We start from the raw sequence: 15,968 nt of genomic DNA, 5'->3' as shown, positions 1-15,968 counted from the left end.
CGAGAACCGGTCAGTGGCTTGCACTGGCCGGATTTTTCCAGCATATTACCTTCACTTAAACGATACAGATTCAAAGGATATGAGATGACTGTTGCTTTGTTACCTGAAGTTCGTTGTGCCCGGCCATTCGATGTACTTGGCTGGCAACCGGCAGCAAAAGGCTGGTTGATCCGGGTGTATTTACCCAAAGCAACTGCAGTGAGCGCTTTTAGTGTGGCCGATGACAAATTGCTCGGCGAACTGACAGCAGACGATGTTGTCGCCGGTGTTTTTTGCCTGCAGTTGCCGCGTAAACGTAAAACCGAACCTTATTATTTACAGGTGCAAAACGGCAGTTATCAATATCAACTGATTGATCCTTATCAATTTAAAGATGAAGCTTATTTTGCGGTGCATTATGTCAATATGCAGCCGGAAAATCTGTATCGGCAATTGGGCGCTCAGTTAATCACAGTGCAACTGGCGAAAAAGTCGATCAAAGCGACCCGCTTTGCTGTGTATGCGCCGCATGCCAGCAGCATCAGTTTGATTGGCGATATGAATGACTGGGATGGTCGTTGCCACCCAATGGAAAAAACCGCCTGTGGCCATTGGGTGCTGGTGATGCCTGAAGTGGCTGCCGGAGTGCGCTATAAATACGAACTCAAGGATGCGGCCGGACATTTATTACCGCACAAAGCCGATCCGATGGCCTTTGCTGCCGAACAGTATCCATCGCATGCTTCATTGGTGTATGACCATCAGCACTATCAATGGCAGGATAGTGACTGGCAACAACGCCAGCACGCGCCTTATCAAAGTCCGATGTCGATTTATGAATTACATGCCGGCAGCTGGCGTACCCACGCTGACGGTTCGCCGCTGACTTACCCTGAACTTGCCGCGCAGTTAATTCCCTATATTAAAGACATGGGGTACACCCATATCGAGTTAATGCCGATTATGGAACATCCGTACAGCGGCTCCTGGGGTTATCAGCCGCTTGGCTTGTTTGCAGTCACATCCAGATATGGCAGTCCGGATCAGTTTAAAGCTTTTGTCGACGCTTGCCACCAAGCCGATATTGGCGTGTTGCTCGATTGGGTACCAGCGCATTTTCCGGAAGATGGCCATGGTCTGGCCCGTTTTGATGGCAGCCATTTGTATGAATATGCCGATCCACGCCGTGGTTGGCATCCGGACTGGAATTCCTGTATTTATGACTATGGCAAAGACTATGTCCGGCAGTTTTTAGTCGCCAGTGCCTTGTTCTGGTTAGATTATTTCCATATTGATGGTTTAAGGGTCGATGCGGTTGCCTCAATGTTATATCTGGATTATTCGCGCGAACAGGGCGACTGGATCCCGAATGTCGATGGCGGTAATCACAATTATGAAGCCATCAGTTTATTTAAATGGCTGAACACTGAGGTTTATCAGAAATACCCCAAAGCCATCACTATTGCCGAAGAGTCGACCTCTTTTAACGGTGTGAGCCGGCCTGTTGATTTGGGTGGCCTGGGTTTTGGTTTTAAATGGAATATGGGCTGGATGAATGACAGTCTGCGTTATATCAGCAAAGATCCGGCCTACCGCAAATTCCACCACAATGATCTGACGTTTTCACTGGTCTATGCCTTTAATGAAAACTTTATTCTGCCGTTATCGCATGATGAAGTGGTACATGGCAAAGGTAGTATTCTGAACAAAATGCCGGGCGATGAATGGCAACAGGCCGCAAATCTACGCGCTTATTATGCGTTTATGTTTGCGCATCCTGGCAAAAAACTAAATTTCATGGGCAATGAATTTGGCCAGGGTTCAGAGTGGAATCACAATCAGGGCTTGCCCTGGTATTTGCTGGAATTTGACAAACACCGTGGTTTGCAGCAATTGTGCCGGGATTTAAATCATACTTACCGGCGTTGCCGGCCTTTGTATGAGTTAGACCATGCTGCGGCAGGTTTTAGCTGGATTGATTATCAGGATGCCGAACACAGTACTTTGTCGTTTGCGCGGCTGGATAGCAGCGGTGGTCAGGTTTATGTCGTGAGCAATTTTACCCCGGTGCCTAGACCCGGCCATCTGTTGAATGTGGCAACTGAGGGCGACTATGAGGTTATTCTGAATACAGACAGCAGTTATTACTGGGGCAGTAATTTCCCGGTCGGACAATGTTGTGTGGCCAGGCAAGCCTTGCTGACTGGTCAGTGGCAGTTGACACTGGATCTACCGCCTTTAGCCACTCTTTACCTGCGTCGGCGTGGCCAGCAATGATGGGCTTGCCAACTTCGGTTGTGACTGCCTTTGGCTGCGCTTTTGGTCAGCCGGCACCGCTTGGGCCTACCTTGTTGGCTGCTCAGCGCTGGAATTTTGCTGTGTTTGCCCCAGATGCAACCGGCGTGAAATTATGTTTGTTTTTACCTGACACTGAAGAGCTGCTGGCCGAATTACCATTTTTAGCCCGTACCGGCGAAATCTGGCATCTTGAAGTCGCTGGCATTCCAGTTGGTACTTTGTATGGCCTGAAAGTGCAGGGTTCATTCCAGCCTGAGCAAGGTTTGTTATTTGATGATGAACGCTTATTGTTGGATCCTTATTGTAAACAGCTGAACCGGGCGCTGGTTTTTAATGAGCGGCTGTATCATAGCCATAGCCATTATATGCTGGCCAAAGGGGTGCTGGACGTGCGGCCTTTCGATTGGCAAGGCAGCCGTAAACCTGCGATCCCGCGCGAAAAAACCATTATTTATGAAGCCCATATCAAAGGGATGACAGCCTTACATCCAGAGGTGCCGGCTGAATTACGCGGCACCTATGCCGGGTTTTATCATCCCGCCGTGCTGCAACATTTGCTGGAACTTGGCATTACCACGGTACAGCTGTTGCCAGTGGCCGCATTTATGACAGAACCACGGCTGGAAAAACTGCGGCTGAGCAACTACTGGGGTTATAACCCACTGAATTTTTTTGCGCCAGATCCGCGTTACCAGTATGAAGATGCGGTGCAGGAATTTAAGCAACTGGTGCGCACCTATCATCAGCATGGCATTGAAGTGATTCTGGATGTGGTGTTTAACCACACAGCTGAAGCGGATAACTATCAGCTCAGTTTCAGAGGACTGGCTAATCGTCACTATTATCTGTTTGAAAGTAATGGCGAAACGACTGATTATCAACATTACAGCAATTATAGTGGCTGCGGTAATACGCTGGATCTGACCTCGACGGCGCTGCAAAAAATGGTGCTGGATGCGCTCAGGTACTGGGTGACTGAAATGCAGGTGGATGGCTTTCGTTTTGATTTGGCTGTCACTCTGGCCCGTGAGCATAAAAGATTTAATCCGCAGGCCGCTTTGTTGCAAATCATTGCGCAGGATCCGGTGTTATCCGGAGTTAAACTGATTGCTGAACCCTGGGATGTCGGACCTTATGGTTATCAGTTAGGCCAGTTTCCGGCGCATTGGTCAGAACTCAATGACAAATTCCGCGATTCAATGCGCAGTTTCTGGCGCGGTGATCAAGGCACCTTAGCTGAATTCGCCACCCGCTTGTTGGGCTCGCGCGATATTTTCCAGAAACATCACAAAGCTGCTTGTTGTTCTGTCAATTATCTGACCTATCACGATGGTTTTACCTTACAGGATGCGGTCAGTTATCAGCAAAAGCATAACTGGCTTAATGGTGAGCAAAATCGGGATGGTCATGATCATAATCTGAGCCTGAATTATGGCGTCGAAGGGCCGGCCCAGGATGTCAGTATTATTGAAAAACGCTACCGGCATAAACGCAATCTGGCAGCCTCATTGTTATTTAGCCAGGGCATGGTGCATTGGCTGGGTGGGGACGAGTTAAGCCATAGCCAGCAAGGCAATAACAACGCTTATTGTCAGGACAACGAACTGAGCTGGCTGAACTGGCAATTGGATTATCATGCCAGTCAGTTTTTAACCTTTGTCAAACTGCTGGTGCAGCTCAGGCAGCAATTTAGTTGTTTGCAACAACTATCACTATTAGATGATGCTTATGTACTGCATGGTGATAAACATCATATCGAATGGTATCACCCTGATGGGCGCGTCAAGCAGGCCTCGGACTGGCAACATGATGCGCTGAGTTATTGCCAGTTTATTATCCGCAATACCACGACACATCATCAGCTGTTGCTCAGTATCAATGCCAGTCCGTTGGATGTCCCTTTTCAATTACCAGGCGCAGGCTGGCGTTGTGTATTGGATACGGCGGTGATGCAAGGCCTTGCCTCGGTATTGCACGACCCTGCTTTCCCTTATTTGCAACAGTCTTGTTCGTTATCCATCTGGCTGGAGTTAGGGGCTTACTGAGGGAGCGGCTGATGCAGCCGAAGTGGCAGATGGTCGGAACAGCAGATTCTTTTTCACCGACAGCTGCTTTGTCGGCGGCTTTTCCAGTATAATCGCCGGCATTTTGCAGTGCCGGTACTTCGGAGAAGGGTTGGATGACAGACACAACAGTAAAGTGTGATATTGGTTTTGTGGGCGCAGGCGTGATGGGAAAGAATCTCATCCTGAATCTGGCAGATCATGGTTATCGAGTGGCCGCTTTTGATTTAGACCACAAAAAACTCGAATCGGTGATCCAGCAGGACCAGTTGGAAACCGGTGGTAAAGGGGGGAGAGTGGTTGCCTGCAGTTCCTACACCGAGTTACTCGCCAAGTTAAGTTCCCCCCATTTAGTCATTCTGTCCGTCCCCGCTGGTAAACCTGTTGATGATGTCTGTTTAAAGTTAATTGATGCCGGTATTCAGGCTGATGACATTATTGTTGATACTGGTAATAGTCTGTGGACTGATACAGTACGACGGGAAAAAACCTACGAAGGTAAATTCATTTTCTTCAGTACTGCGGTGTCAGGCGGCGAAGTAGGAGCCCGTTTTGGTCCTTCCTTGATGCCAAGTGGCGATCCTTATGCCTGGACCCGGATTGAACCAGTCTGGCGCGCTATTGCTGCCAAAGTCGATCCGACCACAGGACGGCCGATTGAACGCTTTGAGCCTGGTAATCCGGTCACTGAAGGCGAGTCCTGTGCCACCTACATCGGGCCTGGTGGCTCTGGTCATTATGTCAAAATGGTGCATAACGGCATTGAATATGCCGATATGCAGCTGATTTGTGAAGTTTATCAGGTGATGCGTGATGCCCTGGGGATGACGGCACAACAAGTGGCGGCGGTGTTTAAAGAATGGAACCAAGGTATTCTGAACAGTTATCTGATGGAAATCAGTGCCCAGGTGCTGGCCACCAAAGATTCAGAAACCGGTTTACCGCTGGTCGATGTGATTTTGGACAAAGCGGGTCAGAAAGGCACTGGGTTATGGACTGCAGTCAGTAGCCTGGAACTTGGCTGTCCGGCACCGACTATTGCTGAGGCTGTGTTTGCGCGCTCTATTTCAACGTTAAAAGAACAGCGTGTCGCAGCGTCAACCTTACTGGCAGGTCCGGTCCAGGATAAGCCAACGGAAGCTATGCGTGATCTGGCCATTCGGCAATTACATGATGCTTTGTATTGCGCCAAAATCTGTGTGTATGCGCAAGGTTTTGATTTGATGAAAACGGCGGCAACTGAACATGGCTGGCAGCTGAATTTTGCCGAAATAGCGAAAATTTGGCGCGCCGGTTGTATTATCCGCGCGGTATTTTTACAATCGATCACCGATGCTTATGAGCGCGACGATGAGCTGGCCAATCTGTTGGTGGATCCGTTTTTTGCGAAGCAAATTTCGGTTTACCAGATGAACTGGCGCCGGGCCGTGGCTGATGCGACCTTGCTTGGGGTGCCGGTGGCGGCCTTAAGTTCAGCGCTGAGCTATTATGACTCTTACCGCACAGCGGTACTGCCAGCTAATTTACTGCAGGGGCAACGCGATTATTTTGGTGCTCATACCTTTGAGCGCACGGATAAAGCGAAAGGCAAATTTTTTCATGTTGACTGGAGTCAGCCAGAGCGTTTGATGCTGAAAATTAAGTAACAGGAGCGGGTGATGAAACGAACAGATGCAGAATGGCAGCAGCAGTTAACCGAACAGCAGTTTTACATCACCCGGCAAAAAGGTACCGAATATCCCTTTAGTGGTACCTTATTACACAACACTGACACCGGTATCTATCATTGTGTTTGTTGTCAGCAGCCATTGTTTAGTTCTGACAACAAATTTGATGCCGGTTGTGGTTGGCCATCATTCAGTGCTGCCATCCCCGGCCAGGTCAGCTACCAGCCAGACTTGACGCATGGCATGCGTCGCACTGAAATTTTATGCGCGCATTGTGATGCGCATCTGGGGCACGTCTTTGATGATGGTCCGGTACCGACCGGTCAGCGTTATTGTGTCAATTCAGTGTCATTACAATTTAGCAAGACGGACTGAACCGGCATTAAGCTGGTAGCCGCTTGTTATAATTCAGGCGCGACAAATTTACCCAATTCAAGTGCCGCTATGGTGCTATCTGCCATTTGCTCTATTCGTTGCATATCCAGTTGTTGCTGTTTCAGTTCCTTGCGGATCAGCGCAAATTCTATCCGTTCAACTCCAGCATTTTCTGCCACCAAGGCCCAATGAAATGACAGCGGATAATTGCCTTGTTTGTAATAAATGGTAGTCAAAATGGTATAAATCTCTGGATCTATCTTGCTGCCAGCCGCTGAAAGCGCCAGCGCATGATGCAGGATCTGGGTGGTTTTGGCTAAATCCCGTTTGATGTAATAACTTGCCAGTGCCAGTTGCAACTCGGGGGTTTCCAGTTGTCTGGCTTGTTCAGCAGCTAAAAATTTCTGTAAATGTGTTTCGCTTTGCTGGCGTGACCAATGGTAATACAACAGATTCGGATCATCTGAACTGACGGTTTCTTCGGTCAGTCGTTTAATTTGTGCCAGGCTGGTCAGATAACCATTGACTCTCGAGGTGGTCTTTTCTTTCAGCTTGATATGCTCGATGCCAGCGGCAAGCTCAATGCATTTTGAGTATTTTTCAAATCCAACCAAAAGCTTAAATTTATTACTGTCGGACGGTAATTTGGCTTCAGCATAACGTTCAAAAATAACTTCGCGCCGCTGGATATTACAATGTGAATCTTCATTCAAATCCGAGCACAGGCGCGGGTTTTCATTGCAGATTTTGGTAACTGTCAGTTCTTCTGTACAACCGGCCAAGGCCAGCATCGCGAGCAACATTACTGCTGTTTTCATAAACAAACTCCGTTCAGGACTGCTAGAGTCTAAACAAAAATGCCGAAAAAATCTTTTGTAATTGTTGTTGTATGGTTACAGATTCAATTACAATAAGCCGCCTTCGACAAGGCACCCGTACCTCAACAGAATCAATGAATGACGTAAAAGGCAACAGCATGACTTTATCTCACGAAGAACAGTATCAACGCAGCTGGCAGGAACGCCAGGAAATTGCTGAAAACATGCAGCCGATCATTGGCCGTTTGTACCGCAACAAAGCGGTTGAGCTGGTGGTCTATGGCAAACCGTTAGTCAATGCCACCACCATTGACATCATTAAAGCGCACAAAACTGTTGAGCGTTTCGAACAACAAAAATTACGGTTACGGGAAAGTTTTCCGGTACTGGAAGCTATCAGTAAGCTAAATCTGGCTCCAGGCCGGATTGATTTAGGCAAACTGGCGTTTGCCTATACCTATAAAAATGCAGCGGGCGGCGCTTCTCTTGACGAATATTTACGCCGTGAGCTGGAAGATTTACTGGATCACGATGACAACATCAAACCGACAGACGTTGTGCTCTATGGATTTGGTCGGATTGGCCGGCTGTTAGCCCGCCTGATGATCGAGCGAGCAGGTCCAAGCGCTAAACTACGGCTGCGTGCCGTTGTGGTGCGCGGTGGTCGCAAGGGTGATTTGGAAAAACGTGCCAGTTTGTTACGCCGCGACTCTATCCATGGTCCTTTTAACGGCAGTATCACTGTTGATCAGGAAAATGGCGGCATTAAGGCCAACGGTACCTTTATCAAAGTGATTTATGCCGATTCACCCGATCAGGTCGATTATACCCAGTACGGCATCGAAAATGCTCTGGTGGTTGATAACACCGGCATCTGGAAAGATGATCAGGAACTGAGCATTCATTTTAAAGCCAAAGGCGCAGCCAAGGTACTTTTGACTGCACCAGCCAAAGGCAACGTCAAAAACGTGGTCTATGGCGTCAACCATAAAATGATCAGCAACGAAGATACCATTGTGTCGGCGGCGAGCTGTACCACCAATGCCATTACCCCAGTGCTGAAAGCGCTGAATGATGAATACGGCATTCGCAATGGTCATGTCGAGACCGTGCATTCTTACACTAACGATCAAAACCTGATTGATAACTACCATAAAGCTGAGCGTCGCGGCCGCGCTGCACCGCTGAATATGGTCATCACCTCGACAGGTGCCGCTTCAGCTGTCGCCAAAGCCTTACCTGAGTTAAAAGGCAAACTGACCGGCAACGCGATTCGGGTGCCAACACCCAACGTGTCGATGGCGATTCTGTCGTTAAATCTGCAAAAAGAAACCGACAGGGATGCCCTGAACGCCTATTTGCAAAAAGTTTCGCTGTTTTCTGAATTGCAGGATCAGATTGATTACACCAGTTCCACTGAAATCGTGTCCAGCGATTTAGTCGGTTCTCGTTATGCTGGTGTGGTTGATTCACAAGCCACCATTGTCGATGGTGATCGTTGTGTGTTGTACGTGTGGTATGACAACGAGTTTGGTTACAGCACTCAGGTGATCCGGGTGATGAACGAAATGGCCGGTATTGCTTATCCAACCCTGCCATTAGCACGTTAATATCCTCAGATGCTAAAGCCGCCTCGTGCGGCTTTTTATATCTGCAGGCCAAACCAGTTCGCAGCGGTGGTTTTTAGCACATCGCTGCTAACAAGCCATAGCTGCTGGCCTTCAGTGAGCCTGCCAACTGGTGAAAAAGCCGCAGTTGCGTTTGCAGCGTAAGCTGAGTGTGATAACCTCGGCTCCTTTTTATTTTGACGGGATTTATCCAGATGAAAATTACCAGTAACTTTGACAGCGGCAATATTGAAGTGATTCAGGCTGACAGTGTGGATAATATCCAACTGGCGATCCGCAAGGACCACAATTCAGATTTTTATCAGTGGTTCCATTTCCGTTTACATTCAACCAGTTTTGAACCCCACACTATCCGTATTACCAACGCTGGGTCTTCAGCCTATCCAGGTGGCTGGAAAGATTATCAGGCGGTGGCATCTTATGATCGGGAGACCTGGTTCCGGGTGCCGACTGAATTTGATGGTGAAGAGCTGACGATTCATCATTATCCGGAAGCAGAATCGGTATATTTTGCTTATTTTGCTCCTTACAGCTATGAGCGGCATCAGGACTTGTTAGCCCAGGCGCAAGCCAGTGGCATGTGTCAGTTGGTTGATCTTGGCTATACGCTGGATAACCGCGATATGAGTTTACTGATCGTTGGTGAGCCGGCTGCAGGCAAAAAGAACATCTGGATCACAGCGCGGCAGCATCCGGGTGAAAGTATGGCTGAGTGGTTTGTCGAAGGTGTACTGGATCGTTTACTTGATGAAGACGATGGTGTGGCGCGGCAATTACTGCAACAAGCAGTGTTTTATATAGTGCCAAATATGAATCCGGACGGCAGTGTCCGTGGTCATTTGCGAACCAATGCTGCCGGGGTCAACCTCAACCGTGAATGGCAGACACCGAGCATGGCGCAAAGCCCGGAAGTCTTCCTGGTGCGGCAAAAAATGCTGGAAGTGGGTGTCGATATGTTCCTTGACATTCATGGTGATGAAAATCTGCCTTATAACTTTGTAGCAGGTGCCGAAGGCGTGCCTTCGTATTCAGCCAAAATGGCCGAATTAGAGACGCTGTTTAAGCAAGCTTTATTAACGGTAACCCCCGAATTCCAGACGCAGTATGGTTATGAACTGGATGCGCCTGGTCAGGCTAATCTGACGATTGCTTCAACCTGGGTGGCGGAACAATTCCATTGTCTGGCTTATACCGTTGAAATGCCATTTAAAGACAATGCCAACCTGCCTGATGAGCAATTTGGCTGGTCTGATATCCGTTCAATGAAATTAGGCCAGGATACCTTGGTGGCTATCCGGGCTGTGGTTGAAAAGCTCTGAGTGATCAAGCTGAAGATGGCACCTGCGGGTGCCATTTTTTATTCGCAGTGCCAGCCCGGCTGCTTGCATCCTGCTGTCAATGCATGGCGATGGCGTTCAATGCGATGCAGCCAACCAAATTCATTGCTTCGGTCAAACTGGTTTAGCGTCAAGCCTGGCTTGAGGGTGGTTTGCAACAGCAACATTTTGCTTTATAGTGCGCTGGTTAAAAGAGGTGATGTAGATGGCTATTATTTCTTGTCCTTATTGTCAGCAAAAAGTTTCAGATAAAGCCGCTGCCTGTAGTAAGTGTGGTGGCAATCTGGCTGAAGTGACGCCAGAGCAGTTAGAAAGATTCAGTCGTGATAGCAGACTGGCGCAAAGCCAGAGTCTGAACAACCAGGCGATGATTGCGCTGGTGATCTTTTTAGGCAGTTTCTGTTGGTATTATTACCGGGTACCTGAGCAGGATTCACTGGAGTTACATGCTGTGAATATCGCGATGGTGATTGGTTGTGTGTGGTATGTGGTGACCAAAGCCCGTATCGTGTTGTTCAAGAGAAAATAATATGGATTTTCATTCTCTCGTTGCGGCAATGTCCGACGAGACCTATCAAAAACTGGTTGATGCCGTTGCGACCAGACGTTGGGCTGATGGTCAGTTGTTGACTGATGATCAACATGCTCAAACGATGCAACTGGTAATGGCCTATCAGGCCAAAGTGCTGCGCTCGGAAGAACCTTTTACCATTGGCGCTGATGGCCAGATGGTACTGAAATCCAAAGCTGAGATGAAACAACAACTTTCCTCCAGTGCTGCCACTGCGGCAGCGCCGATCGACACAATTGCAAGGTTTACACACGATGATCTTTAAACGTTGGTTCAAGCCAAAGTGGCAGCATGAAAATGCTGCAGTACGTCAGTTGGCAATTGCCAGTCTTGATCACAGTACGCCGCAACAAAAAGAAATTTTACATGAGCTGGCTTTTAATGATGGTGCTGAAGCGGTCAGGCGCACAGCACTGGAACGGCTGAATGAGTTTTCGTTGTGGTGGCAAGCCAGTAAACATGAATCTGCTGATCGGTTAAAACAATTTGCCGAACAACAATTAATTCAGATGTTATTGGAAAATAAAGTCTCGGCTCAGCTCAAACAGCAATTCATCGCTGAATGTCATCGCAGCAGTATCCTGGAAAAGTTAGCGCAGGCTGAAACCGACAGCGAATTAAAATATCAGTTGTTGCTGCGGTTACAGCGGGAAGATTTATTTGTCGCCGCGGTATCAGATCCGGTGCTGACATCAGCGCAACGGATTGCGTTGTTAGCCCTGATTAAGGAAGACAAGGCGCTGGAAAAGCTCAGTCGGCAGGTTGAAGGTGAAGTGGCAACAGCTTTGCAGCAGATGCTGGCAGACCGGTTGGAGCAAAAGCAAAAACCTGAGCGGGTGCGTAAGCAGGTGGTGCTGCTGTTAGCCAAACTAAATTCATTACGTGAAAAAACTGACCTCACTGAGATTCAGCAGCGACTGGCCCAATATCAGCAAGAATGGCAGCAACTTACTGTTGATTTACCCTGTTTACCAGAACAGGCTGAATTTATTGCAAAATATAATAAAGTGATTGATCTGACAGAAAAATCACTGCAGCCGCGGCTGGCTGCTTTAGCAGCAGAGCAACAAAAACAACAAGCGTTACAACAGCAACAACAACAATGTGGCTATTTTGAGCAGCAATTACAACTGCTGACCGAGCAACTGAGCAGTCAGCTTGCTGCTGGTGAATTAGAGCAAGCACAAATGCTGCAAACCGCTGTCAGCCAGTTGTCAGAGCAAATCAGTACCGCAGTTTTATCAGCGCAGCAACAACAGCAGTTGCATAAAGCTGTCCGCGAGTTAACTGCGCAGTTGGACCGTTTACCAGCACTGGCAGAAGCGCTGGCGCAGGCTGCGCGTTTGCTGGCCGAATTTGCTGCGCAATCCTTACCGGCAGCAGATGCTGATGTTGCGGGGGCTTATCAAGCCTTTAAACAGTGGCAACAGCAGTGGCAGCGGCAAAGTAAAGTGCTGCAACAGTATTTACCGACCAGTTTCAGCATCAGCTATCAGCAACTTTGCCAGCAATGGCAACAGCATTGTGAACCGTTATTGGCGCAGCAAGAAAAACAATTACGGCAAATCAAAGCCAAAGTTGCTGAATTTAAACGCTTGCATCAGGCTGGCAAGTTTAATGTGTTGTTTGGTCTGTTTAAGGGGATCCAGGCTGACAGCCAGACCTTGACAGTATCACAGCAGCAGTTATTAACAAAAGATTTAGAACTGCTGGAAAAACAGCTGCAGGATCTGTCTGAACTGCAAGCTTATATTGCGACGCCGCGCAAGCAGGAATTATTGGCGACAATGCAGCAATTAGCTGCTCAATCTGAGGTTGATGCGACAGAGCGGGCCGGTGAAGTCAAGCAAGCCAGATCCGTCTGGAATAGCTTAGGCCGGGCCGATGCTGCGCTGGAACAACAACTCAATGATGATTTTAATCTGGCCTGTGAACAGGCTTTTGCGCCTTGTCGTGAACATTTTGCCAGGTTAGATGCAGAACGACTGCTGCATGCCGAACAAAAACAGCAAATTATTACCCAGTTAGCCGAAGCTGTGACTGCAGGGATCAGTGGTAAAGCCTTAGACACCCTGCTCAGTCAGGCGACCAAACAATGGCAAGCCAGTGGGCAGGTGGAAAAAGCGGTTTATGCCAGCTTACAGCCGCAATATCAGCAATTGCTTGACCAGTTGCGACAGCTACAAAAAGCGGGTCAACAGCAGAATGTGCAGGCAAAACAGCAATTAATCGCCACCGCCACTGCCTTAACCAGCCAGGACAATACGGACAATGTGGCAGCACAATTAAAAGTATTGCAACAACAATGGAAACAACTCGGCTTTGCCGGGCGGGAACTCGATCAACAGCTGTGGACTGAATTCCGTGCGGTCTGTGATGGCTGGTTTGCACAGCGTGATGCATTGCGGCAACAACAGCAACAGCAACAACAACTGCAGTTACAGCAAGCGAGCACTGAACTTGAGCAATTAGCGACCTTAGTTGGCCAAACTTCGGAAGCAGCCGTACTGCGGCAATTGCAGCAACAACTGCAGCAACTGGATACGGCGGATATCGCGGCATTAGTGCAGCGCAAACAGCAGTTGTTACAACAACTGGACAGTCAGTTACAGCTGTTGGCAGGGGCCGCTTTGCATGATAACTTCCGTCAATTGTTTGATGCTTTGGCGCAGCCAGAGCTGGTACTGGCCGATTTACCTGCCATTTACCGGCTGGTATTTAATCAGCAGCAGGAAAAATTGTTAAGCCGGTCTGATTTGACCTTGGCGCTGGAGTGGGCGGCAGGTGTGACTTCGCCGTCAGCAGAGCAAACCAGACGGCAACAAGTGCAGATGTTATTACTCACCGATAAACATAACAGTGGTGAGACTATCAGCCAGCCGCAGTTGTTATCGCGTTGGTTGCAGTTTGGCGCCGTTGCACCCCATGAGCAGGCGTTATTACGCCGGGTGCGGGCGTTATATCTGCCGGATTAATACTGTATTTGAGAATAAATAAAGGCCGCTTAGCGGCCTTTATATTTTGTGCAACCGGTAAGCTGATGTTTTACAGCGTCATTTCCCCGCGCAGATTGGTTTGCATCTGTTGCCGGATTTGGTCGGCGTTGAGCGGCTGGCTGAGTAAATAATGCAATTTCGTTAAAGCTGCTTCTAACGTCATATCAAAACCGCTGATCACCCCAGATTGGCGCAAGGCATTACCGGTGGCGTAACCGCCCATGTTGACTTTGCCTTTAAAGCATTGTGTACAATTGACGATGACAGTGCCGCGTGCTGCGGCATCGGTCAGTGCTTGCAGCAATGCCGGCGCTTGCGGGGCATTACCGACACCGTAGGATTTGATAATCAAGGCCCGTACTGGTGCTGCTGCCATATTGCGGATCACATCAACACTAATGCCAGGGTATAAAGTCACCACACTGATAGGTTGCGGCGTGATTTGCGCCACTTGCAGCTGCGTTGTTGGCTGCGGCGGTGCGGCCAGCTGACCTGCCAGCATGTCGATATGGATGCCAGCTTGCAGCAGGGCCGGAAAGTTTGGCGAGGCGAAGGCGTTAAAGCCATCCGCATCGGCCTTGGTGGCTCTGTTGCCCCGAAATAACTGATTATTAAAGTACAAAGCCACTTCGGCAATCGGGTAATTGGCTGCCAGATATAATGAATTCAGTAAGTTGACTTGCCCATCGGAACGCAGTTGTGCCAGCGGAATTTGTGAGCCGGTGACAATCACCGGCTTGCCCAGATTTTCCAGCATAAATGACAAGGCAGACGCAGTATACGCCATGGTATCTGTGCCATGCAGCACCACAAAACCATCGTATTGCTGATAGTTATTTCGGATATCTTCAGCTATATGCAGCCAGTGCGCCGGCGTCATATCAGATGAGTCAATCACCGGGTGGTATTCGTGAATGTCGAAATTGGGCATTTCCGGTCGGTAAAACTCTGGCATCGCCTTGACAGTGGCGGATAAGAACCCAGGCACCGGGATAAAACCATTGGCTGATTGCTGCATCCCGATGGTGCCGCCGGTATAAGCGACATAGATACGTTTTTGTGTCATAACAAAGCCGCCTGACATTACGTTAAAAAAGGTGGCGCTATTGTAGTTGGTTCTGCCAGTGCTGTCAGGCCAGGCTCGACTGGTTTTGGCAACTGATTGCGGTAAAAAGCAGCAAGTAGCCGCTTTTTGTTGAAAAGCTGAGCAAACAGACCGGTATCTTTGAAAAACCACTTTACAAGTTTCGACAGAGTTTTTATTATGCCGTCCATCGCGGAGAGATGGCAGAGCGGTTTAATGCACCGGTCTTGAAAACCGGCGAGGGTTAGTAGCCCTTCAAGAGTTCGAATCTCTTTCTCTCCGCCACTAAATTTAAAACCCAGCAACTATGCTGGGTTTTTGCTTTCTAAGCTTGCAGTACTATCGGTACAATATTTTCTAACTCTTTGTAAAATATAATTTTTTATCATCTGAATTTCCACTGACATTAGCCATAGCAAAATGAAGTCGGCTCAGCTATGCTAGCCGCTATGAAGCGCTGCTGTGCAGCCAGAAATAACAGTGGTAGGTGTTGAATTGATTAACATTCTGTTAGTTGATGATCATGAACTTGTCAGACACGGCATCAGCCGGATCCTGAAAGATGAGCGTGGTTTTAAAGTGGTTGGTGAAGCTTGCTCTGGCGAACAGGCAGTACAATTTTGCCGCAATGACAGTACCGAGGTCATCACGCCGGATGTGGTGTTGATGGATATGAACATGCCTGGCATGGGCGGTATGGCAGCGACCAAACGCATTTTACATTATTGTCCGGACATCAAAGTGTTGGCGTTATCTGTTTCATTTGAAGAGCCGGTACCGACCAAAGTGATGCAACTGGGGGCTGCAGGTTTTATCTCGAAAAATGCCGCACCGAAAGAAATGATTGAGGCCATCCGCAAAGTCGCCGCAGGGCAGCGTTATATTTCTGATGAAGTGGCGCAAAAAATGGCACTGAGTAAAATTCAGTCCAGCAGCCAGAATCCTTTTGACGAATTGTCTGAGCGTGAGTTGCAAATTATGCTGATGATCACCAAGGGTGGCAAAGTGAATGATATTGCCGATCAACTGAATGTCAGTGCTAAAACTGTGAATTCCTATCGTTATCGCATGTTTGAAAAACTCGGCATCAGTGGTGATGTTGAATTGACTCACTTGGCGCTTCGTCATGGCATGATAGACATTGCCTGAGTT

Annotated in this window: 12 protein-coding genes and 1 tRNA gene; 11 read left to right on the top strand and 2 right to left on the bottom strand. The window is 48.4% G+C overall.

The window, feature by feature from the left end; genetic code table 11:
• Positions 1–84: 84 nt before the first annotated feature.
• From glgB to msrB, 4 genes are all read left to right on the top strand, one after another.
• Positions 85–2,256 carry a 1,4-alpha-glucan branching protein GlgB gene (gene glgB / locus AC53GJ_RS12005; RefSeq protein WP_496727938.1) on the top strand — a complete coding sequence of 724 codons (2,172 nt, stop codon included), beginning with the start codon at positions 85–87 and terminating at the stop codon, positions 2,254–2,256.
• Positions 2,256–4,322, top strand: a complete 2,067-nt coding sequence (gene glgX, locus AC53GJ_RS12000) for a glycogen debranching protein GlgX (RefSeq protein WP_496732791.1) — start codon at positions 2,256–2,258, stop codon at positions 4,320–4,322. The genes glgB and glgX overlap by 1 nt, the downstream gene beginning before the upstream one ends.
• A 185-nt stretch (positions 4,323–4,507) precedes the next feature.
• Positions 4,508–5,986: an NADP-dependent phosphogluconate dehydrogenase gene (gnd, locus tag AC53GJ_RS11995; protein WP_496727937.1), complete on the top strand. Its 1,479-nt coding sequence runs from the start codon at positions 4,508–4,510 to the stop codon at positions 5,984–5,986.
• Positions 5,987–5,998: 12 nt separating this feature from the next.
• Positions 5,999–6,382, top strand: a complete 384-nt coding sequence (gene msrB, locus AC53GJ_RS11990) for a peptide-methionine (R)-S-oxide reductase MsrB (protein ID WP_496727936.1) — start codon at positions 5,999–6,001, stop codon at positions 6,380–6,382.
• 26 nt (positions 6,383–6,408) lie between these two features.
• On the opposite strand, the gene AC53GJ_RS11985 is transcribed toward msrB, so the two are convergent.
• Entirely contained in the window at positions 6,409–7,200 is a 792-nt protein-coding gene (locus tag AC53GJ_RS11985) for a DUF2989 domain-containing protein (RefSeq protein WP_496727935.1), read from the bottom strand.
• A 134-nt stretch (positions 7,201–7,334) separates the two neighbouring features.
• On the opposite strand from AC53GJ_RS11985, the gene AC53GJ_RS11980 reads away from it, so the two are divergent.
• From AC53GJ_RS11980 to AC53GJ_RS11960, 5 genes are all read left to right on the top strand, one after another.
• On the top strand, positions 7,335–8,810 hold the full coding sequence (locus AC53GJ_RS11980) for a glyceraldehyde-3-phosphate dehydrogenase (protein WP_496727934.1): 1,476 nt from the start codon (positions 7,335–7,337) through the stop codon (positions 8,808–8,810).
• Between the two features lie 212 nt (positions 8,811–9,022).
• Positions 9,023–10,147, top strand: a complete 1,125-nt coding sequence (locus AC53GJ_RS11975) for a M14 family metallopeptidase (RefSeq protein ID WP_496727933.1) — start codon at positions 9,023–9,025, stop codon at positions 10,145–10,147.
• Positions 10,148–10,370: 223 nt separating this feature from the next.
• Positions 10,371–10,694, top strand: coding sequence for a zinc ribbon domain-containing protein (locus AC53GJ_RS11970; RefSeq protein WP_496727932.1), 324 nt, complete (start codon positions 10,371–10,373; stop codon positions 10,692–10,694).
• 1 nt (position 10,695) lies between these two features.
• On the top strand, positions 10,696–11,001 hold the full coding sequence (locus AC53GJ_RS11965) for a YeaC family protein (protein ID WP_496727931.1): 306 nt from the start codon (positions 10,696–10,698) through the stop codon (positions 10,999–11,001).
• Positions 10,991–13,711 (top strand): DUF349 domain-containing protein, encoded by a 2,721-nt coding sequence (locus AC53GJ_RS11960; protein ID WP_496727930.1) that lies wholly within the window; start codon positions 10,991–10,993, stop codon positions 13,709–13,711. The genes AC53GJ_RS11965 and AC53GJ_RS11960 overlap by 11 nt, the downstream gene beginning before the upstream one ends.
• A gap of 70 nt (positions 13,712–13,781) precedes the next feature.
• Here AC53GJ_RS11960 and ansA read toward each other — a convergent pair whose 3' ends face one another.
• On the bottom strand, positions 13,782–14,798 hold the full coding sequence (gene ansA, locus AC53GJ_RS11955) for an asparaginase (RefSeq protein ID WP_496727929.1): 1,017 nt from the start codon (positions 14,796–14,798) through the stop codon (positions 13,782–13,784).
• A 212-nt stretch (positions 14,799–15,010) separates the two neighbouring features.
• Between ansA and AC53GJ_RS11950 the strand changes: the two genes are divergently transcribed.
• Together AC53GJ_RS11950 and uvrY are read left to right on the top strand one after the other, a co-directional pair.
• Positions 15,011–15,101, top strand: a tRNA-Ser gene (locus tag AC53GJ_RS11950).
• 177 nt (positions 15,102–15,278) lie between these two features.
• Positions 15,279–15,965, top strand: coding sequence for a UvrY/SirA/GacA family response regulator transcription factor (uvrY, locus tag AC53GJ_RS11945; protein ID WP_496727928.1), 687 nt, complete (start codon positions 15,279–15,281; stop codon positions 15,963–15,965).
• Positions 15,966–15,968 lie beyond the last annotated feature (3 nt).

This window comes from Rheinheimera sp. B2H12 (assembly GCF_059620065.1).
This window is presented reverse-complemented; position numbering and strand designations above follow the sequence as displayed.